Genomic DNA, 20,870 nt, shown 5'->3' on the forward strand with positions numbered 1-20,870 from the left:
CCAATCCAATGAGGAAAAAACACCTTCTCCATTTGTTGTTCTTGTTTTTTGCCGCACCATTTCTTGAAGCGCAGGAAATTACGGTAAACGACAAATCCACTTTGCAGCCAATCGCAAAGGTTGTAATAACCAGTCCTTCAAGTAATGAGACGGTCTGGACAAACGAGCTTGGGCAGGCAAACATTAGTAAGTTCCAGGGAGCAGAAAAAATTTCATTCTTCAGCCCTGATTATGCAAGAACTACTTTCAGCTATGATGAAATCGTAAAGAAAAACTTTATGGTTTATCTGGCACAGAAAAGTTACTCAACAGATGAGATAGTAATTTCAGCCGATAAGTTCGGAGAGAATCTCACAGATATACCGCGTCAGATAGAAGTAGTGAACTCGCGGGAAATAGAATTTGAAAACAAACAAACAACAGCAAGGCTGCTGGAAAATACAGGCAATGTATTTGTGCAGATGAGTCAGCAGGGCGGTGGGAGTCCGGTGCTTCGCGGATTTGAAGCTAACAGAGTTTTAATTATGATTGACGGAATCAGATTAAATAATGCCATCTTCAGGGGTGGTCACTTGCAAAATGTGATACGGATAGACCAGAGCATGCTTTCCAGGATGGAAATCATGTACGGTGCCGGTTCTACATTATATGGAAGTGACGCACTTGGTGGAGTAATGAGCTTTTATACTAAGAGCCCATTATTCAGCGGAAGCGACAATAAAACTCTGTATAAAGTAAGCACAGGCAGCAGATTTTCATCCGTAAACAACGAAGCAACAAATCATCTTGATGTGAATATCGGATTGAAGAACGTTGCATTTTTAACAAGCTTATCCTACTCAAGCTTCGGCAATCTGATGCAGGGTAAGGAAGGTTTCGATGCTTTAAGAGAAGGCTGGAAAAGAAATTACACAGTCCAAAGAACAATGGCAGGAACAGATGTGATGATAAAAAATTCAAACGCATATCTGCAATCGCCTACGGGTTATTCTCAGTATGATATCATGCAGAAGATTTTAATAAAAGGAAGCGAAAGCGTTAGCCATTTATTTAATTTCCAGTATTCAAATACGAACGATATTCCAAGATACGACAGGCTGAATACTTTTAACGGCGCAGGTACAAACTATACAAATGCCGAATGGTATTACGGTCCTGAAAAGAGAATAATGGGTTCATATACTTTAGGGCTTAAATCAAATTCAGGAATGTTTGATAACTCAAATTTAATATTGTCATTCCAGAATGCAGGCGAGAGCAGACATAACAGAAGCTTTAACTCTTCTACTATAAAAAATCAGGTAGAAGATGTAAAAGTTTACTCTTTAAACTGGGATTTGAAAAAAGTTGTTAAGCAAACACACGATATAAGCTATGGTGTGGAGGCATCTTATAACAATGTTACTTCAACTGCAACCAGATACAACATCAATACTGCTGCAGAAACTCCTGCAGATACAAGATATCCTGTTGACGGAAGCAACATGACTTACATTTCAGGATATGTTGTTGATAACTGGAAGCTAAGCCCGCAGGTTTATATGAACATAGGAGCGAGAGTAAATTACGTAGGACTTAATGCTAACTTTACTGATACAACATTCTTTAAATTTCCGTTTAAAGAAGCAAAACAAAATAACATTGCTCCTACAGGAAATTTAGGTTTCACATTTAAGGTGCAGCCCGATTTCAAAATTTATGTTAACGGTTCAATGGGTTTTCGCGCTCCTAACATAGATGATGTTGCAAAAGTATTTGAATCGGTAAAAGGCAGCGGACAAACTTTAGGAAGAGTAATAGTTCCTAATGCCGACTTAAAACCGGAGACTACTATAAACGGAGAGCTTGGTCTTTCAAAAACATTCAATAATGCAGTGCAGGTTAATGCGACAGGATATTATACTTTATTGAATGATGCAATTGTTTCTGCTCCTTATACTTATAACGGAAGCAGCCAGATTATTTATGACGGAGTACTTGCAAATGTTTATGCTTATCAGAATGTTCAGAAAGCATATTTAGTCGGCGGTAATTTTTCTATCAATGCAGATTTCAGCGAAAACGTTTCTTTCATGAGTACAATAAATTATACTTATGCCAGAGTTAAAGCCGATACTGCAAATTATCCGCTGGACCATATTCCGCCAATGTTTGGTAAAACCGGTTTTGTATTTACATTTGATAAGTTCAAAGCAGATGTAAATGCAGTTTATAATTTTAAAAAGAAATTAGAAGATTACAGTCCCTCAGGTGAAGATAATTTAGCAGATGCTACAATAGAAGGAATGCCTGGCTGGATGACATTGAATTTGAGAACAGGATATCAGCTTACAAAAAGTCTGAATGTTCAGTTCGATCTGGAAAATATTTTAGATCAGAATTACAGGGTGTTTGCTTCGGGAATAAGTGCTCCGGGCAGGAACTTTATTTTCTCTTTGAAAGGTAACTTCTAAAAATTTTAGTAACGTGCTGTACTTTCGTTCTTTCTTATCACAACCAATCAACTCCTTCTGATTGAGGTTTAGTTTAATACTTATAAAAAAGCGCAGCACGCTTATTAATCTGACAAAAAAAATAAAAGTTTTAGTGTGTCGTTTCTTCGTTCTTTCTTATCAAATCAATCAACTCCTTCTGATTGAGGTTTAGTTTAATACATAAGGAGCGGCGCACTAATTATTTACTGACAATTTAAAAAGCGGGTAATAAACTTTTAGAATTTACATGCAATCTCCGAAACTTAGCAATAAATTATAAAAGTTATTCCCGCTCTTTAAAAACAAGAAAAAGCTGCGGACGTAAACGCCCCGTTCTTTCTTATTGTTCAATCTCCTTCCGATTGAAATTCAGTTTAAAATATTTTTACGGGTGACTTAAGAGCCAAACATGAAAATATTATTAATAACTGTGGTGAAGTTCGGTTTGAGCAAAATAATACTATATAAATTAAGATAAAACAAAAAAATTAAGTGCCGTTAGACGAAAAATAAAGACAAACTCTCCTTTCGATTAAATTTTTCAGCGGTTTTAACGGCACATTTATTTAAAATACGGATTTTCTCTCCTTCAAAGCGGAGTATGAACTTTATTTTTTAGCTGCTTTCAAATTGCTTGAATAGTTCATCTTTCGCTTTTTTTGTATATTATTATTATCCCTGCGAATTAAATATATTACTCTTATGTTATGATTAGGAGATTGCAAAGCATATGAAAACAAAAATTTTTTTGCTGATTATTTTATCGGCATTGTCTTACGGCTTTTTTAAGCAGAGTGGAACAGTTCAACAATCATATTATTCGGACGTAAATGTTGCACCAAATTTCAGGATTTTTCCGAGCGGAGTTTCTCAAACTGAACCTGAAATTGTCCCTCACCCTACAAATCCTAATATTCTTTTCGCCAGTTCATTTACACTTAATGGAGCATTCAGAAGTGAAGGTGTGTACGTTACTACCAATGGCGGTAATTCATGGTTTGGAAGTGATACATGTAAAGGTCAGTTAATACAAAATCATGCCGGTGATCCGGGTCCGATGATAGATAAAGATGGAAGATTTTACATGACTCATTTAGGGTCACAAAGTTTATTTGTCGGGCAGTTTGCACATTACTCAACAGATTTAGGTTTGACCTGGTCAAACCAGTATCCTATACAAACAGGCGACCAATACAAAGGCGATATCAGAAGTGATATTAGCCCCGCAAGTCCTTACTATGGCAAAACACATTACTCCTGGGTACCGATTATCTCGCCAATATCTGTTTACTATTCTTCAACAACAAACGGAGGAGTAAATTGGGCAGCGCCCAGGCAGATAAATAATCCCACTCAAAGAAATAATGGAGCAATGGTAAAAATGAATCGCAACGGTGACGTATATATTACATGGGCAGCTGTAAGCTCAATCTCTCCCTTTCCTGAAAATTATTTAGGACTTGCAAAATCTACTAACGGCGGAGCAAATTTTTCCGTCACAGAAAATATTTACAATGTGGGCGGAGTAAGCGGATTTCTACCTCAAAAAGGAAATATTCTGGTAAATGGTTTGCCTGATATTGATATAGATATGTCAACAGGACTGAGAAGCGGATGGATATATATAATTACAACTGAAAAAAATCTTTCTCCTGCAGGTTCAGATCTTGATGTGATTTTCAGAAGGTCTTCTGACGGAGGACAAACATGGTCTCCGAGAATAAGAGTTAATCAGGACCCTGTAAATAATGGTAAGATACAATTTTTCCCTGCAATGCGTGTTGATGATGGCGGCGGAATAAATATTATTTATTATGATGACAGAAGATGCGCAAGTGATTCAAGCGAAGTTTTTATGTCACGCTCTACAGATGGCGGAGATACATGGAAAGATTTTCCTATCAGTGACCACAGATTTAAACCTTCCCCCATTGCCGGCACCGGAGCAGGTTACATGGGAGATAATATTGGAATTACAAATTCAGGCAATTTCTTATGGGCTCTGTGGATGGATAATTCAACAGGTATTTATCAGGTATGGGCAACTAAATTAGATGTCACAACACTTGGCATTAATCAGATAAGTAATGTTATTCCCGATAAATTTAAGCTTGCGCAAAATTATCCGAACCCATTTAATCCGACTACAAATATTAAATTCAGCATTATGGAAAAAGGTGAAGTTAATATGAATGTATATAATACTGAAGGAAAGCTGATACAAACCCTAGTTAATAAAGTTTTACCTGCAGGTGAGTATGAATATACTTTTGATGCAGCAGCGTTAAACTCCGGAGTTTATTTTGTTACCATTCAGGCAAATGGTTTTACAGATTCTAAAAAAATGGTGTTAGTAAAATAAATGGATTTAAAAGAAATTAGTAAAGAAGAGTACTATGTAACTACAGATATATCTAAAATGGATTTTGAAGCAATCCACAATTGGATAACAAATTCATACTGGGCATTTGGAAGAACAAAAGAAGCGATGAAGAAAGTTATGGAAAATTCTTTGAACTTTGCATTGTTCTATAAATCTAAACAAGTGGGTTTTGCCAGAGTAGTTACAGATTACCATACATTTTCATATTTATGCGATGTAATAATAGATGAAGAATACAGAGGAAAAGGACTTGGAAAAATATTGATGAAAGAAGTAATGGAATATTCACCTTTAAAAACAATGAAGCGTTGGATGCTCTTCACAAAAGATGCACACGGTCTGTACAGACAGTTTGGCTTTGGAGAGAATGAAATGCCGGAGAGAACGATGATAAAGAAAAATTCCGAAGTGAGTTAGTTATTTTACCAGTACCATTTTTTTTGTTTCGGTAAAATTACTTTCTGTTTTTAAAGTATAATAATAAACGCCTGCAGGTATTTCAGCTGAGCTGAAATTTATTTTATGCTCACCCGGATTTATTACTCCGTTAATGAGTGTCTCAACTTCTTTTCCCAGCATATCATATATTTTTAAAGTAACAAATTCAGGTCTTTGTACTGTAAAAGAAATAATTGTTGACGGATTAAACGGATTGGGATAATTTTGTTTTAAATGAATGTTTGAAGGTATAGTTGTACCGGTGTTTTCTATCCCAACGTAATCGGTATTGAATTTTAGAATAGCTCCATGTTCACCAACCGCAATTCCGTTTCTGTTATTTGAAAATTTCACATCATAAATATATTCTCCGTTAGGAGTTTCCCATGCATTCCATGTGTTTCCGCTATTTCGAGTGTATAAAAAAGTATGCCCGAGGCTCAAAGCAATCCAGCCTTCGGAAGGAATACGGAATGACATTCCCAAAGCAATTCCGAATTGTTCAAACGAAGTATACACCCAGTTGATTCCTCCGTTTGTAGATTTTGCCATGCTGGCGCCATATTCAAAATCACCTCCGACTGCAATCACGTTATTATCATCAAAGAAATGAAGTGAGTATAACGGTTCAAAACCCACACCCTGTGCTGCCCAGTTCAGTCCGTTATTAGTCGTTCGCCATATTACACCCTGAATGTCATTCCAGCCCCCGCACGCTATAGATAGTTGGGAGTTACGTTTTATAAAAGATTTAATTGGGTAATCATAGAAAGTAGCAGAATCTATGTAGTCGTTTGTCCAGTTTAATCCTCCGTTTGTGGTGCGAAGAATGCCGACAGGATATCCGGTAAGCATACCATTTTGCGAATCAGTGAAAAATATTTTGCTGAAGGTTATTCCGGTATCGACTCTGTTAGTTTGCCAGTTAATTCCTCCGTTTGTTGTTTTTAAAATTATCGAACCGATAAAATCAGGATTAGTTAAACCAAACTCCCATGAAATTGCATATCCCGTATTGACATCTAAAAAATTAATATCAGAAATTCTGCTGAGGTATCCTGTATTTTGCATTGACCAGCTTAAACCTGCATCAGTACTGTGAAAAATTTTACCTGAGTCTGCCGCTATATAAAAATTAGTTGAATCTGTATAGGTAACAGCAAACAAATTCATGTTAGGATTAAAAGAAGAGCGAAGCCAGTAATTCTGCGCCTGCAATAAATTTCCCGCAATTAATAAAGCTAATATTATAAAAATTTTTTTCAAATCTGTACAGTATAAAATGACAGCTGCTTATTTACAAATTTAATGATTGAGATGTACGAAGTGTTCTTAGAGGTAACTATTTTACTAATATCATTTTTTTAGTTTGGTAAACCTTGTTATCAGTTTTCAAAGTATAGAAATAAATTCCTGCCGGAATCTCTGAGGCATCAAATCTTATCTTATGTTCTCCGGGACCGGTAACTCCTTCGACCAGTGTTTTTATTTCTTTCCCTATCATATCATAAATTTTCAGGCTTACATATTGGGGTTTATCTAATGAGAAAGAAATAATTGTTTCCGGATTAAACGGATTAGGATAGTTTTGTTTTAATTCAATTGAAGAAGGTAGTTTAGAAGTATTATTATCAATAGCAACTAAACTTGAATTGTAAATTAATATTGCTGCATGTTGTCCTACAGCTACACCATGTCTTTTAGAAGAAAAGTGTACATCTAAAATTGTTTCCAGATTCGGAGTAGGAATAGTTCTCCAGCCAAGCCCTCCATCAAAAGTATAAAGAAATTTCTGTCCGAGACCAAGCGCCATCCAACCGTCAGATTCAGTGCGGAAGGATAAATTCAATCCGATTCCAAATTCATTCAGAGGTGTATAATCCCAATTCGCTCCGGCATTGGTAGTTTTAACAAGACTTGCACCGTATTCAAAATCACCTCCGACAGCTATAAAGTTCTGGTTATCATAAAAGTGAAGTGCAAAAAGTGGTTCCGGAGCCACTCCCTGCGAAGTCCAGTTTACACCTGCATTGGTTGTGCGCCATATTACACCCGCTAAGTCTTGAAATCCGCCGCATGCAATTCCGAACTGTGTGCCTATTGTCTTTATATCCCATACAGGAAAACCATGAACAAAGGTGTTGGTATCAATATAGTCTTTTATCCAGTTACTGCCGCCGTTTGTTGTTCTTACAATTCCAACAGGTTCACCCAGTAAAAAACCAAACTGGGAATTTATGAAGGAAATTTTTCTATAAAAAATTGAATCATCACGTTTGTAATGAGAATCCCATGTTTGCCCTGCATCGGTTGTTTTCAAAATTATAGAGCCGTAAAAATTGGGGTCAACCAATCCATATTCCCATGCAATTGCAAATCCCGTATTAGCATTTATAAAATCAACATCGCGAATATCATTTGGTATGCCTGTATTAAGCACAGTCCAGTTTAGCCCGGCATTTGTACTTCGAAGGGCTCTGCCTGAATCACAAGCAACATAATAAGTTACGCTGTCTACACTGGTAACTTTATTTAATGTCATATCTGCATTGGGTATTACGGAAGGTATCCAATACTCCTGAGAAAAACATGAAGTGGAAATGGAAGTGAATACCAGAAATAATAATAATATGTAAAACCGTTTATTCAATAAAATGAAACGCTCCTTCTTTTTAAATGTATAACACTTTTAAATAAAAATTAATTCAAATTTTTATCTTAACTGTATATTACTACATATAGGTTAATAACACTTTTGAAAATACTATTTATTTTATATTTTTGTTGTGGATTTTTTTGTGAGCAGAAAGGAGCTATGCATTCATTCTAGTGATCAGAAATTAAAAGAACGCTTTATTATGCAGAATAGTATTAAATAAGATATTGTTATTGCGGTAAATATAAAAAAATGTTACAATAATGTTACTTTTTCAAAATCTTTATAATTATACTTTTTGATATCGGAGTATTGCTTTTTCGGGCAGTTTCTGAGTAAGGTATTATAGGGTTTGCTTCAGGAAAATAGGTCGCCACACATCTTTCTGTTATGTCGTATTCAACTATTCTGAAGTTTTCAACAAGTCGTTCTTTACCATAATATGTAGCAAGGTTTACAAGTTCATTATGATGCAGTCCGGCATTTTTTATATCTGTCTTATTCATCAGGATAACACGTCTTGTATTTAATATTCCTCTGTAGCGGTCATCCATTCCGTAAATTGTTGTATTGAACTGGTCATGGCTCCGGATAGTCATCATCAGGTATTCAGCATCTGCAAGATTTAACAGCGGAATTTCTGAAATTGTAAAAATTGCCTTGCCTGTGAGTGTATTAAAATTTCCGTCACGAGCTGAGTTAGGAAGATAAAATCCTCCGTTGATTCGTACACGTGAATTATAATTTTCAAATCCCGGAATTACTTTTTCAATTTCGTTTCTTATGTTATCGTAATCTACAAGCATCTTATCCCAGTCAATTTTAGTTTTGTTTTTTAAAGCTGACTTTGCAAGCCGGCACACAATTTCAGGCTCGCTCAGTAATTTATTGGAGACAGGTTTTAATGTACCTTTTGACTGATGTACTATTCCCATTGAGTTCTCAACAGATACAAATTGTTCTTTTCCATTTTTAAAATCTGAATCAGTTCTGGCAAGACACGGTAGTATTAGTGATTCTTCACCTGTAAAAAAATGAGTGCGGTTCAATTTAGTTGCGACACTTACTGTCAGCTCACAATTTTCTAATCCTTCACCTGTATAATTTGTATCGGGAGTAGCTGATAAAAAATTTCCTCCCATTGCAAAAAAAACTTTTGCTTTGCCTTTATGCATAGCCTTCATTGCGTCAACGGTATCATATCCATGATCATAAGGAGGGTTAAAGCCGTAAACATTTTTCAGCTTATCAAGAAAATTATGATTCGGCTTTTCATAAATTCCCATTGTTCTATCACCCTGAACATTGCTGTGTCCGCGGACAGGACAGGCACCTGCGCCGGGTTTTCCTATACTGCCTTTGAGAAGTAAAAGATTTACAATTTCAGAAATGTTATCTACAGCATTTTTATGCTGTGTTAATCCCATTGCCCAGCAATAAATTATTTTTTCAGATTTAATAATTAAATCAGCGGCTTGCTGAATTTCTCTTATGGAAATTCCGCAATTTTCTGAAAGCGAATTCAGATTTTGTTCTTTTAAATCCTTTATAAAATTATCAAACCCATGCGTATTTTTCTTAATGAATTCTGAATCAAAAATTTTTCCGGGATTTTTTTCTTCCGCCTGCAACAATAAAAACATAATTGCTTTCAGAAGCGGAACGTCGCCGTTTATTCTGACCTGCAGGTATAAATCAGTAAGTCTCGATGCAATACCGAAAACACCTTTTACGCTTTGCGGGTCATCGAAGCCTATAAGTCCGGCTTCCTTCAGTGGATTAATTGAAATTATTTTTGCGCCGTTAGCTTTTGCTTTCTGCAAAGCCTTCATCATTCGCGGATGATTCGTTCCGGGGTTTTGACCGGCAATTATAATTAAATCTGTATTATAAAAATCTTCAAGTTTAACTGTACCTTTACCAACGCCAATGGTTTCGGTCAATGCTACTCCGCTGGATTCGTGGCACATGTTTGAGCAGTCAGGCAGATTATTCGTTCCGTACTCTCTTACAAAAAGTTGATATAAAAATGCAGCTTCATTGCTTGTCCTGCCCGATGTATAAAATATTGCTTCATTGGGAGAATGGAGAGATTGAAGTTTATTACCTATTATGGTAAATGCAGCATCCCATGAAACTTCTTCGTAATGGTCGCTGCCTGACTTTTTATAAACAGGCTGCGCTATACGTCCTAGTTTCCCTAAATAATATTCATCCTTATTTTTTAGTTCTGAAATTCTGTTGTTCTTAAAAAAATCTGCATTAACAATTTTAGATGTTGCCTCTTCTGCAATTGCTTTTGCGCCGTTCTCGCAATATTCTCCCAGAGAAGAACGTTCGGGATCGGGGTCAGGCCATGCGCAGCCCGGGCAATCAGGTCCGTTGAACTGGTTAAGCTGAAACATAACTTTACTTGCTCTGAAAGGACTTAACTCTCTAAGCAGATGTTTAGACGCCGAAACAACTGAAGGAATTCCGCCTGCTTTTACTTTCGGCTTTGTAATTTTATGTTCTGTATTTTTGGTTTCTTTATTCTTCATTAAGCTTAATCCGTTCAGGATAAGAGTATATATTAAATCTGTTATCTCTTAAAAATCCGATAAGAGTGATATTATTTTCTTTTGCTAAATCAATTGCAAGACTCGATGGCGCACCGACAGCACAGACAACCGGAATTCCTATCATCAAAGCTTTCTGAATAAGCTCAAAACTAGCGCGTCCGCTTAATAATAAAATATTATTTGATAGCGCAAGCAAATTATTTTGTAAAGCGTAGCCGGCAAGTTTATCAAGTGCGTTGTGTCTGCCGACATCTTCTTTCAGCGCAATGAAGTTTCCGTTTAAATCGAATAACCCGCTTGCATGAAGACCGCCTGTAGAATCAAAAATACTCTGATGTTTTCGTAAAATCTCAGGCAGCTTTAAAATAGTATCTTTAGAAATAACATTTTTTGAAATTTCTATTTTGTATTTAGAATTTGTCCTGACTGAATCAATTGAGCTTTTGCCGCAAATACCGCAGCTTGAAGTCATATAAAAATTTCTATCGGAAGATTTGAGATTAATCTGAGCATTTTCTTCTATATGGACTGTAACTGTATTCATTCCTTTTGAGAACGACTTAACACAATTATCTTTAATAATTCCTTCAGTGAATAAAAATCCTGCAGCTAGTTCTTCATCGTTTCCGGGAGTTCTCATGGTAATTGAGATAACTTTTTTTTCTGCACAATTTACAATAGAAATTTCCAAAGGTTCTTCAATTGCAGCTGTATCATCAGCTTCGTTAGTAATTCCGTTTTGAACTTTTAATATTTTATAATTCCCGTTACTCATCTTTATCAATTAACTCATTTTGTAATGGAATATATTTGCAGTCATGTTCTTTAAGAAATTTTATAATTGAGTATCTGCCTGAATTATATTTTTCAAGTAAAATATGATTTGATTTGCTTTCAAAAATTACCATCGAAGGTTCAGGAAAATCTTCTTTAATAAAACACGTAGCGAATTTATTCGCATCTCTTCCATCAATAAGAATTTTAAGCAATGTCTCATCAATATTAATTAAATCGCAATAAATTGTAATGAAGTTTTCATTGGGGAATTGTTTAATCGCAGAGATTAATCCTGTCAGCGGTCCCTGGTTTTCACTGCTTTCATCATCATAAATAATTTCGAAATTTCCTTTGGGAAAGGGAGCTTGTTCTTTGTTACGTGAGATTAAAATTTTACTACAAAAAGGTGAGAGTAAATCTGCCAGATAAAATATATGAGGTTTTCCGGTGTAATTAATAAGCGCTTTATCTTTTCCCATTCTTTGGCTTTTACCTCCGGCGAGAATGAGAGCAGTAAGTTCATTGCTCATATTTATTTTTCATATAAACAAAAAGAGCGAAACAAGTTCGCTCTTCTATATTAATTAATTTTCAATTTTGATTACAAGCTTACATATGCATCTAAACCGTGCTTGCCGCCTTCGCGTCCGAATCCGCTTTCTTTATATCCGCCGAACGGAGATGCAGGATTAAATTTATTAAATGTATTTGCCCATACAACACCGGCTCTCAGTTTGCTTAATACATTAAAAACTTTTGAGCCTTTATCTGTCCATACACCTGCTGATAAACCGTAGAAAGTATTGTTAGCTTTTTCTATAGCTTCAGCGGGAGTTCTGAATGTTAATATAGATAATACCGGTCCGAAGATTTCTTCATTTGCAATTCTGTTGGACTGAGCAACATCAGTAAAGAATGTAGGTTTGAACCAGTATCCTTTAGATGGAAGTGTGCACTCAGGCTGATACATGGTAGCGCCTTCTTCTATTCCTGAGTTTACCATTTCGTTAATTCTATCTAACTGCATTCTTGAATTGATTGCGCCGATATCAGTATTTTTATCGAGCGGTTCACCGACTCTCAAGTTTCTCATTCTGTGTTTCAATTTTCTGATAACAATATCTTTAATACTTTCCTGTACAAGAAGTCTTGAGCCCGCGCAGCATACATGTCCCTGATTAAAATAAATTCCGTTTATAATTCCTTCTATAGCGGCATCGATAGGTGCATCTTCAAAAATTATATTTGCAGCTTTACCGCCGAGTTCCAATGTCAATTTTTTATCTGTTCCTGCTGCTGAACGCATTATAATTTTACCAACTTCAGTTGAGCCTGTGAATGCTATCTTCTTTACCTTCGGATGATTAACAATCCATGCGCCGGTTTCACCTGCGCCTGAAATAATATTCACAACGCCATCCGGTACTCCTGCTTCCTGAATTACTTCAGCAAGTTTATATAATGTAAGGGGAGTAGTCTCTGCTGATTTTATCACAACTGTATTTCCGCATGCAAGCGCCGGAGCGATTTTCCATGCAGCCATTAATAACGGAAAATTCCAAGGAATGATTTGCCCTACAACTCCGATAGGTTTCGGGTTTTGTCCGGGGAAAGCATACTTTAGTTTATCCGCCCATCCGGCATAATAAAAGAAGTGAGCGATAGCTAAAGGAATATCAACAGCCTTTGATTCGCGAATCGGCTTGCCGCCGTCCATTGATTCTATAACTGAAAACTCTCTTGCTTTTTCCTGTAAAATTCTTGCAATCCTGAAAATATATTTCGAACGTTCCTTGCCTGAAATTTTGCTCCACTCACCGTTGAAAGCCTTTTCAGCAGCGTTAATTGCTTTATCAACATCTTTCTTTTCAGCTGAAGCAACTTTAGCAATTATTTCTTCCGTTGCAGGATTTATAGTATTAAAATATTTAGCAGTCTTTTGCCATTTACCGTCTATGAAAAGATCATATTTCGGTTTTAGCTTTATATGTGACGGGTCTTCGATTGATTTGGAGTAATTCCATTTCGGAGCAACGTTATTTCCTTTGACGGTAATCTCTTTGCTTTGAACCTTCTTAGCTTTCGCGGGTAATTTTGAACTCATTTTCAAATTTTAAATTCTTTTTAATCTTTGTAATAATTTACTCTACAGATTTTCCTTCGGACTCAACAAACTTTTTAATCGCTTCTATGTTAGCCAATATCATTTTTGCTTTTCCTAATCCGAATGAGAATGGGAATTTTTCTCCCGGGTTTAAGCAAATTAAAGCATTTCCTTTGTACTCTGTTAGTTCCGGCATGGTAGTATTATTTAATTTTTAATCGATTGTGAAATAATCAGCTCCCTGATAGAAGCCTGTTTTTTGTTTTCTAAGCTGCATTAATAAATCGTTCAATAATGTGCTTGCGCCTATTCTGAACATTTTATTATTAAGCCAGTCAGGTCCGAGTGTTTCGTTTACTAACACTAAGTAAGCGATAGCATCTTTAGCAGTTTTAATTCCGCCTGCAGGTTTCATTCCAATTTTTATTCCGGTCTCAAAATAATAATCGCGGATTGCCTCAAGCATTACAAGTGTTACAGGCAGTGTTGCAGCGGGCTGAACTTTTCCTGTAGATGTTTTTATAAAATCGGCTCCGGCCATCATCGCTAAAATACTTGCGCGTCTTACATTATCGTATGTTTCAAGTTCGCCTGTTTCAAGGATAACTTTTAAATGCACGTCAACTTTTTTGCCGAGCTTCTCGCTCATATATTTTGATTCCTGTACACAGACTTGCTTAATCTCTTTTATTTCATCGAATACCAATTGATATTCACCCGATAAAAATTCTCCTCTGGAAATAACCATATCAATTTCATCGGCGCCATCTCTTATGCAATCTACTACATCCTGAACTCTTAAGTCCATAGAAAATTGACCGGAAGGGAATGCAGTTGCAACTGATGCAACGTGAACACCCGAATCGCCGACAGCTTTCACAGCTGTTTTAATCATATTAGGGTAAACGCAGACAGCACCACAACTTGGAATTGTATAATCTCCGGGCATTGGTCTTATTGCTTTCTGGCACATTGCAAGAACTTTGCCTTCAGTATCTTTACCTTCGAGAGTTGTGAGGTCTATCATGGATATAGCAGTATTCAAAGCCCATATTTTACTTTCGGTTTTAATGCTTCTTCCTGCAAGCATAGCTGCGCGTTCCTTCGTACCTATTTCATCGACGGGCAATAGAAAATTGCTTAAAAAATTCTCTTTAAACTTCATGTTCTGTAATTGTATTGATTTATTGAAACATAACGAATATTAAAAGAGATTAAAATAGACTAAAATATATCTAAAAAAAAATATATTTTGATATTTCAATTAAACTAATAATGTCCGGAACTAATTCACCTCAAGTAAGAAAACTAACAGTAGAACAGTTTTTTGCAATAAGATCCATTTCAGGATTCTCTCTATCCGAAAAAAATAACGAAGTATTCTACATAACAAACACAACAGGCATCCCGCAGATTTGGGTAACTTCATTAAAGGGCGGCGTTACCAAACAGATTTCAATCTGGCCTGAGGCAGTAAGAGAGGTACATCACAATCCAAAAACACGCGATTTAATTTTTGTCAGCGATAACAACGGAGACGAACAGACACAGATTTATTCAATGCCGGATACAGGCGGTGAAGTAAATTATCTTTCAGAAGGATTTGAAAATTCGCAGACAATATTTATTTCCTATAATAAAAAAGGAAATAAGATCTTATTTGCATCCAATAAAAGACTACAGTATAATTTCGATAGCTACATTAAAGATTTAAAGACAGGCGAAAATATTTTAGTAAAAGCTTTTGATGATGAGTATCCTACACATGCTTCAGAGTGGAGCAGCAACGAAAGATATATAATCTTTGAAAAAGTTTACGGCAATATGAACAAAGACCTTCTTTTGTATGATTCAAAAGACGGCTCTTTAAAAAATATTACCGAACATGATATAAACGAAAATATTTTTTACAGCAATATTCACTTTGATAAAAATGATAAGGGCTTCTATTATTTAACAGATGAAGGAAGAGAATTTAAAGGAATAAAATACTACGATATAAAATCAGGAAAGTCCGAATGGATTGTTACCGAAAACTGGGATATCGTTACTTATAATTTTTCCAAAGATTTTAAGAATATGAGCTGGGTTATAAATGAGAACGGCAGCCATATTCCGAGAATAAAAAACCTGAAATCAGGAAAAATAAAAAAACTTAAACTGAAGAAAGAAACATATTCAGGGATGTGTTTCTCTGATGACGGAAAGAAACTCGTGTATATGTGCAATAGTCCTTTAGTTCCCACTGAAATTTTTGTTTATGATCTGCAAAAAGATAAGAAGCATGCAATAACAGATTCCTTAATAGGAAATATAAGTGAAGATGCATTTACACAGCCTAAAGATATTTTTTATAAAAGTTTTGACGGACTTAATATTCACGGGTTACTTTATGTACCGAAAGGTTTAAAGAAAGACGGAACAAATCCTGCAATTCTTTGGCCTCATGGCGGACCCGAAGCATCTGAAATGCATAACTTCAATAAATATCTTCAGGTATTTACTAATGCAGGTTATGTTGTTATTGCTCCTAACTTCAGAGGTAGTGTAGGTTACGGTAAAACATTCCAGCAAATGATTTACAAAGACTGGGGCGGCGCTGAATTACAAGACGTGTTGGGCGCAGTTGATTACTTAAAAGGAACAGGCTATGCAGATCCTAAAAAAATTGCAGTAGTTGGCGGAAGTTTCGGCGGATTTATGACTCTCACATGCGTAACTAAGGCGCCTGATCTATGGAAGTGTGCTATAGATATTTTCGGTCCTTCAAATTTGTTTACGTTTTTAAAATCAGTGCCTGAGCACTGGAAGCAGGGAACAGATATTCTCGTTGGTAATGCAGAAAGAGATAAAGCAATGCTTACAGAAAGAAGCCCGATCAACTTCGTTGATAATATAAAATGTCCATTGCTTGTTATTCAGGGAAAATATGATCCGAGAGTTGTTGAAGATGAGTCTGTTCAGATTGTCGAAAAATTGAAATCAGTAAACAAGCCTGTTGAGTATATGCTTTTAGAAGATGAAGGTCACGGATTTTCAAAAGTATCTAATCAGATAAAAGTTTTTAAACTGATGTTGAATTTCCTCGATAAATATTTAAAATAAAGTTATCTTTACCAAACTCCTATTGAAAATGAGAGATATAAAATCGTATTTTTCTCTAATACTTTTTATCATAGTAATTGCAATATCACAGACCTTCAACGGATGCGTTCCGTTTGATGAAGGCGCAAGTGATGACCCGTGCGTACTTTGTGAGCAGCAGAAGAAACAGTATGTTCCACCGACAACGTATGTTCCTCCAACGTACACACCGCCAACTACCAATAATCCTCCTCCTGTAAATTATACTCCGATTAATACAGTAATTCAAATCGGCGCATTTGTAAACAAAACTTATGCAGATAATTTTATCGCGAAGGCAAGAAATGATTTGCAGGGATACTTCATCGATATGAAATGGAATAAAAAGGGGTTTTATCAGATAGTGACAGGTGAATATAATAACTTAGGAAAAGCTGAACAGGATCTGGCATATGTTAAGTCTAAAGGTTACGGCGACGCGTTTATTAAAGAAACTAAATACTTACAATAAAATTTTTGAAAATAATTTTATAAATTAATATATAAACCCTTTTGATTATTTATCAAAAGGGTTTTTTTGTAGGCAGTTTGTAATGAGTTTTAATCATTCGGCTTTTTTTTTAATTTGAGATACCTCCTATCTCAAATTGCACATAATACACTACATTTATATTGAAAGACGGTAAATTAATTTTAGAGAACGGCGAAATCTTCGATGGAAAAATTTTCGGATATGATTCCGAAACTTCAGGCGAAGTTGTCTTCAATACATCCCTTTGCGGCTACCAGGAAATTTTAACTGACCCATCATATTACGGACAAATTGTAATTATGACATATCCGCTTATCGGAAACTACGGAACGAACGATGATGATAAAGAGTCAGGTAAAGTCCAGGCTAAAGGATTAATAGTCGGAAGTTATGAAGATGACTGGAGTAACTTTGAAGGAATGGAATCTCTGAAAAGTTATCTTAAGAATAATAAAGTTACGGCCATAACAGGAATAGATACACGAGCACTTACAAAAATGGTGCGCGACCAGGGTTCTATGCGCGGTTTAATTACGAGTGCAAAAATTTCAGATAAGAAGTTATTAGAAAAAGTTTTGCAGGTACCTCAAATGAGCGGAGCAAACCTTGTCGATTATGTTACCACTGAAAAAAATTATATAGTTAGGGCAGATAATCCGAAATATAAAATTGCAGTTTATGATTTTGGCATAAAGCAGAATATTTTAAAAGAGTTTTTGAATTTTGATGTTGAGCTGAAAGTGTTCAATGCCAAAACAGAACATAAAGAAGTTTTGGATTACAAACCTGACGGAATATTTTTCTCCAACGGTCCGGGCGACCCTGCAGCAGTCACTTATGGAATTGAGAATGCAAAAAAGTTGGTTCCTTCCGGGGTTCCGGTATTCGGAATTTGCCTGGGGCATCAGTTAATTTCTCTTGCTCTCGGAGGAGAAACATATAAATTAAAGTTCGGACATCGCGGCGGAAATCACCCTGTAAAGAATCACGAAATAAATAAAATTGAAATTACTTCGCAAAATCACGGCTTTGCAGTGAACGAAAAATCTTTCCAAAATGATGATATAATTATTACTCATACAAATTTATATGACGGAACTAATGAAGGCATAAGACATAAAAAATATCCTGTGATGTGCGTGCAGTATCATCCTGAAGCATCACCGGGCCCCAATGACAGCAAATATTTATTTACAGAATTTATGAAAACAGTTTCAAAAAATTAGAAATGGAAAACTATAAAGTAATAGACGGCAAAGAAATCTCAAATCAGATTCTTGAAGAAGTAAAAGCAGAAACAAAAGTCCTTAAAGATTCTTATAATACAATTCCGGGACTTGCATTTATAATAGTGGGAGAAAATCCGGCATCAAAAGTTTATGTAAGCAGTAAAGCAAAGGCATGTGAGAAGGTAGGATTTTATTCTGTTACGGAAGAGCTTCCGGAAGATGTATCAGAATCAGAACTGCTTGAACTTATTGACAGATTTAACAACGATAAATTAATTCACGGAATACTAGTTCAGCTTCCGCTACCAAAACACATTGATGAACAGAAAGTAATTGAATCGATTGATTATAAAAAAGATGTGGATGGTTTTCATCCGCAGAACATCGGCAGACTTGTAATAGGTACTGATTGTTTTATTCCGTGCACACCTTACGGAATTACAGAGTTACTCAGAAGAACGAATACCGAAACAAGCGGTAAAAATGTTGTAGTGCTGGGAAGAAGCAATATAGTCGGCAAACCAATTACTAACTTAATGGTGCAGAAGGAATTTAATTCAACAGTTACAATCTGCCATAGCGCAACAAAAAATCTGAATGAGATAACTGCTTCAGCAGATATTTTAATCGCTGCCATAGGCAAAGCTGACTTTGTAAAAAAAGATATGATAAAAGAAGGCGTTGTTATTATTGATGTAGGTATTAACAGAGTAGAGGATTCCACCAAAAAATCCGGTTCAAAAATAACAGGAGACGTTGATTACAATGACTGCTTTGATAAGTGCTCTAAGATAACTCCGGTACCCGGGGGAGTAGGACCAATGACTATTGCTATGCTTATGAAAAACACACTTAAATCTGCAAACAATACACTAAAATGAACTCCAATTATTTTGAAATAACAATTCCGTTTAACTCTGAAAACTATGATAACATTCAGAGCGCACTATATCAGGCGGATATTGAAAACAGTCTGGAAGAGAACGGAACAATAAAAATTTACATAGAAGAAGAGAAGAAAGACTTAATTGAAAAAGTCAAAACTGAATTAGAAAATTACGCAGGAAGTATTGATATCAAAATAGAAAAATTTGAAAACAGAAACTGGAATGATGAATGGGAGAAATCAATTCAGCCTGTTTATATAAAAGATAAAATTGTAATACACTCATCCTGGAATAAAGATTCAATTGAGAATCCCGAAGGGAAAATTTTAATTGAGATTGACCCGAAGATGTCTTTTGGAACAGGGCATAATGAGACAACTCAGATTGTACTCGAAATGCTTTGTGAATATTTAGATGCAAATGATAAAACGATGCTTGACTACGGCGCAGGTACAGCAGTGCTTTCTATTGCAGCCATAAAGTTAGGCGTTGAACATGCAGTTGCAATAGATATCGATGTGGATTCGATTGAAAACGCAAAGGAATATATAAGGAATAACGGAGTTGAAAAATCTATCAAGCTTGATAATTGCAATATCTCCCACGTAGATGAAATGGATTTTGATGTGATAGCTGCAAATATAATCCGTTCGGTAATAACTGCAAATCTTAAATACATCTATTCAAAATTAAAATCCGGCGGGAAGCTATTTATTTCCGGAATTTTAATTGAAGAAGAGCAGCAGATATTAAACGAACTGGAAAAATTCGACATTGAAATAATTGAAGTGAGAAAAAAAGCCGAATGGCTGGGAATCTATGCAAGAAAAAAATAAAAGAGCTGCAGTAATTGATCTTGGTACAAATACCTGTCTTCTCTTAGTATCTGAGTTCTCTAATAATAAAATCAGTACTATACTTGATGTGCAGGAAGTTCCGCGCCTTGGCAAAGGAGTTGATAAAGACAGAGTGATATCAGACAGTATGTTTGAAAAAATCCGTGAGATTTTTTTGAAGTATAAAAGATTAGCAGCGGAGAACTACTGCGATAATGTTTTTGCATTCGGTACAAGCGCATTGCGGGATGCTGCTAACAAAGATGAGTTTATTAATTACATTAATTCAGAAACAGGAATTGAAATAGATATAATTGAGGGAAAGAAAGAAGCTAAGTTCGGATTTGAGGGCGCGCTTATAGATTTCCCCGGAAAAACAAATCAGGTAGTCATTGATATCGGAGGCGGCAGTACGGAAGTATCTCTCTTAAACAATGGACGGTTGACATCGCTCAGTATGAACATCGGTTCAGTAAGACTTAAAGAAAAATTCTTCTCAGAATCTTACTCTGACGAAAATCTGAATAAAGCTGAACAGTTTTTGTTGAACAGTTTTGTAAGTCTTGCATATCTTAACTTTGAACCTTATAGTTTGGTTGGTGTTGCAGGGACGGTTACAACACTTTCAGCGCTTAGTCAGGATTTGAAAAAATTTGAATCTGATAAAGTTAACAATTCTGTTTTAAGATTAACGGATGTTGAAAGACTTTTCTGCATGCTTGTTGAAATGAAAGAAAGTGAAATATTAAAACTTGGTGAATATATGATTGGAAGAAATGATATAATAACTTCGGGAGCATTTATTCTTCTGAAATTTATGAAGCATTTTAAATTTGAAAAGATATCAGTCTCAACAAAAGGTCTTCGTTACGGCGCAGCGTTAGAAATTTTTAACAGTCTGTTATAATT

The 20,870-nt window shown here is 35.7% G+C and carries 17 protein-coding genes; 9 read left to right on the forward strand and 8 right to left on the reverse strand.

The window, feature by feature from the left end:
• Nucleotides 1-8 precede the first annotated feature (8 nt).
• The 3 genes from JST55_11365 to JST55_11375 all read left to right on the forward strand — a co-directional run bounded on the left by JST55_11365 (nt 9) and on the right by JST55_11375 (nt 5,274).
• Nucleotides 9-2,453, forward strand: a complete 2,445-nt coding sequence (locus JST55_11365) for a TonB-dependent receptor (GenBank protein MBS1494105.1) — start codon at nt 9-11, stop codon at nt 2,451-2,453.
• 751 nt (nt 2,454-3,204) lie between these two features.
• Nucleotides 3,205-4,836 (forward strand): T9SS type A sorting domain-containing protein, encoded by a 1,632-nt coding sequence (locus tag JST55_11370; GenBank protein ID MBS1494106.1) that lies wholly within the window; start codon nt 3,205-3,207, stop codon nt 4,834-4,836.
• The gene (locus tag JST55_11375; protein MBS1494107.1) at nt 4,837-5,274 is read left to right on the forward strand and encodes a GNAT family N-acetyltransferase; all 438 of its coding nucleotides are present in this window, start codon (nt 4,837-4,839) and stop codon (nt 5,272-5,274) included.
• Here the strand turns inward: JST55_11375 and JST55_11380 are convergent, their stop codons facing one another.
• The 8 genes from JST55_11380 to deoC form a co-directional block, all read right to left on the reverse strand.
• On the reverse strand, nt 5,275-6,561 hold the full coding sequence (locus tag JST55_11380; GenBank protein ID MBS1494108.1) for a T9SS type A sorting domain-containing protein: 1,287 nt from the start codon (nt 6,559-6,561) through the stop codon (nt 5,275-5,277).
• A gap of 76 nt (nt 6,562-6,637) precedes the next feature.
• Nucleotides 6,638-7,837, reverse strand: a complete 1,200-nt coding sequence (locus JST55_11385; protein ID MBS1494109.1) for a T9SS type A sorting domain-containing protein — start codon at nt 7,835-7,837, stop codon at nt 6,638-6,640.
• 380 nt (nt 7,838-8,217) lie between these two features.
• On the reverse strand, nt 8,218-10,491 hold the full coding sequence (locus tag JST55_11390) for an FdhF/YdeP family oxidoreductase (protein MBS1494110.1): 2,274 nt from the start codon (nt 10,489-10,491) through the stop codon (nt 8,218-8,220).
• Nucleotides 10,481-11,287, reverse strand: a complete 807-nt coding sequence (gene fdhD / locus JST55_11395; GenBank protein MBS1494111.1) for a formate dehydrogenase accessory sulfurtransferase FdhD — start codon at nt 11,285-11,287, stop codon at nt 10,481-10,483. The genes JST55_11390 and fdhD overlap by 11 nt, the downstream gene beginning before the upstream one ends.
• A complete protein-coding gene (locus JST55_11400; protein ID MBS1494112.1) occupies nt 11,280-11,819 on the reverse strand; it encodes a molybdenum cofactor guanylyltransferase in 540 nt (179 codons plus the stop codon). Before JST55_11400 ends, fdhD begins: the two co-directional genes overlap by 8 nt.
• Before the next feature lie 71 nt (nt 11,820-11,890).
• On the reverse strand, nt 11,891-13,393 hold the full coding sequence (locus tag JST55_11405; GenBank protein ID MBS1494113.1) for an aldehyde dehydrogenase family protein: 1,503 nt from the start codon (nt 13,391-13,393) through the stop codon (nt 11,891-11,893).
• 37 nt (nt 13,394-13,430) lie between these two features.
• Nucleotides 13,431-13,589 carry a hypothetical protein gene (locus tag JST55_11410; protein MBS1494114.1) on the reverse strand — a complete coding sequence of 53 codons (159 nt, stop codon included), beginning with the start codon at nt 13,587-13,589 and terminating at the stop codon, nt 13,431-13,433.
• Nucleotides 13,590-13,607: 18 nt separating this feature from the next.
• On the reverse strand, nt 13,608-14,558 hold the full coding sequence (deoC, locus tag JST55_11415) for a deoxyribose-phosphate aldolase (GenBank protein ID MBS1494115.1): 951 nt from the start codon (nt 14,556-14,558) through the stop codon (nt 13,608-13,610).
• A 110-nt stretch (nt 14,559-14,668) separates the two neighbouring features.
• Between deoC and JST55_11420 the strand changes: the two genes are divergently transcribed.
• The 6 genes from JST55_11420 (at nt 14,669) to JST55_11445 (ending at nt 20,868) form a co-directional block, all read left to right on the forward strand.
• Nucleotides 14,669-16,498 (forward strand): S9 family peptidase, encoded by a 1,830-nt coding sequence (locus tag JST55_11420; protein MBS1494116.1) that lies wholly within the window; start codon nt 14,669-14,671, stop codon nt 16,496-16,498.
• 28 nt (nt 16,499-16,526) lie between these two features.
• Complete coding sequence (locus JST55_11425) at nt 16,527-16,988, forward strand: SPOR domain-containing protein (protein ID MBS1494117.1); 462 nt, start codon at nt 16,527-16,529, stop codon at nt 16,986-16,988.
• Nucleotides 16,989-17,149: 161 nt separating this feature from the next.
• The gene (carA, locus tag JST55_11430) at nt 17,150-18,235 is read left to right on the forward strand and encodes a glutamine-hydrolyzing carbamoyl-phosphate synthase small subunit (GenBank protein MBS1494118.1); all 1,086 of its coding nucleotides are present in this window, start codon (nt 17,150-17,152) and stop codon (nt 18,233-18,235) included.
• A gap of 2 nt (nt 18,236-18,237) precedes the next feature.
• Nucleotides 18,238-19,119: a bifunctional methylenetetrahydrofolate dehydrogenase/methenyltetrahydrofolate cyclohydrolase FolD gene (gene folD / locus JST55_11435; protein MBS1494119.1), complete on the forward strand. Its 882-nt coding sequence runs from the start codon at nt 18,238-18,240 to the stop codon at nt 19,117-19,119.
• Nucleotides 19,116-19,961 (forward strand): 50S ribosomal protein L11 methyltransferase, encoded by an 846-nt coding sequence (prmA, locus tag JST55_11440; protein ID MBS1494120.1) that lies wholly within the window; start codon nt 19,116-19,118, stop codon nt 19,959-19,961. The genes folD and prmA overlap by 4 nt, the downstream gene beginning before the upstream one ends.
• On the forward strand, nt 19,945-20,868 hold the full coding sequence (locus JST55_11445) for a Ppx/GppA family phosphatase (protein MBS1494121.1): 924 nt from the start codon (nt 19,945-19,947) through the stop codon (nt 20,866-20,868). The genes prmA and JST55_11445 overlap by 17 nt, the downstream gene beginning before the upstream one ends.
• Nucleotides 20,869-20,870: the final 2 nt, after the last annotated feature.

Source organism: Bacteroidota bacterium (assembly GCA_018266835.1).
In the GTDB taxonomy this organism is placed as follows: Bacteria; Bacteroidota; Ignavibacteria; order Tepidaquicellales; family Tepidaquicellaceae; genus JAFDZO01.

Excerpts from the sequence above, each read along its gene's own strand:
- JST55_11390 (MBS1494110.1), bottom strand. The coding sequence starts at position 10,491 with ATGAAGAATAAAGAAACCAAAAATACAGAACATAAAATTACAAAGCCG.
- fdhD (MBS1494111.1), bottom strand. The coding sequence starts at position 11,287 with ATGAGTAACGGGAATTATAAAATATTAAAAGTTCAAAACGGAATTACT.
- JST55_11445 (MBS1494121.1), top strand. The coding sequence starts at position 19,945 with ATGCAAGAAAAAAATAAAAGAGCTGCAGTAATTGATCTTGGTACAAAT.
- deoC (MBS1494115.1), bottom strand. The coding sequence starts at position 14,558 with ATGAAGTTTAAAGAGAATTTTTTAAGCAATTTTCTATTGCCCGTCGAT.
- JST55_11365 (MBS1494105.1), top strand. The coding sequence starts at position 9 with ATGAGGAAAAAACACCTTCTCCATTTGTTGTTCTTGTTTTTTGCCGCA.
- JST55_11425 (MBS1494117.1), top strand. The coding sequence starts at position 16,527 with ATGAGAGATATAAAATCGTATTTTTCTCTAATACTTTTTATCATAGTA.
- prmA (MBS1494120.1), top strand. The coding sequence starts at position 19,116 with ATGAACTCCAATTATTTTGAAATAACAATTCCGTTTAACTCTGAAAAC.
- JST55_11410 (MBS1494114.1), bottom strand. The coding sequence starts at position 13,589 with ATGCCGGAACTAACAGAGTACAAAGGAAATGCTTTAATTTGCTTAAAC.
- JST55_11420 (MBS1494116.1), top strand. The coding sequence starts at position 14,669 with ATGTCCGGAACTAATTCACCTCAAGTAAGAAAACTAACAGTAGAACAG.
- JST55_11375 (MBS1494107.1), top strand. The coding sequence starts at position 4,837 with ATGGATTTAAAAGAAATTAGTAAAGAAGAGTACTATGTAACTACAGAT.
- JST55_11385 (MBS1494109.1), bottom strand. The coding sequence starts at position 7,837 with ATGACATTAAATAAAGTTACCAGTGTAGACAGCGTAACTTATTATGTT.
- folD (MBS1494119.1), top strand. The coding sequence starts at position 18,238 with ATGGAAAACTATAAAGTAATAGACGGCAAAGAAATCTCAAATCAGATT.
- JST55_11370 (MBS1494106.1), top strand. The coding sequence starts at position 3,205 with ATGAAAACAAAAATTTTTTTGCTGATTATTTTATCGGCATTGTCTTAC.
- JST55_11400 (MBS1494112.1), bottom strand. The coding sequence starts at position 11,819 with ATGAGCAATGAACTTACTGCTCTCATTCTCGCCGGAGGTAAAAGCCAA.
- JST55_11405 (MBS1494113.1), bottom strand. The coding sequence starts at position 13,393 with ATGAGTTCAAAATTACCCGCGAAAGCTAAGAAGGTTCAAAGCAAAGAG.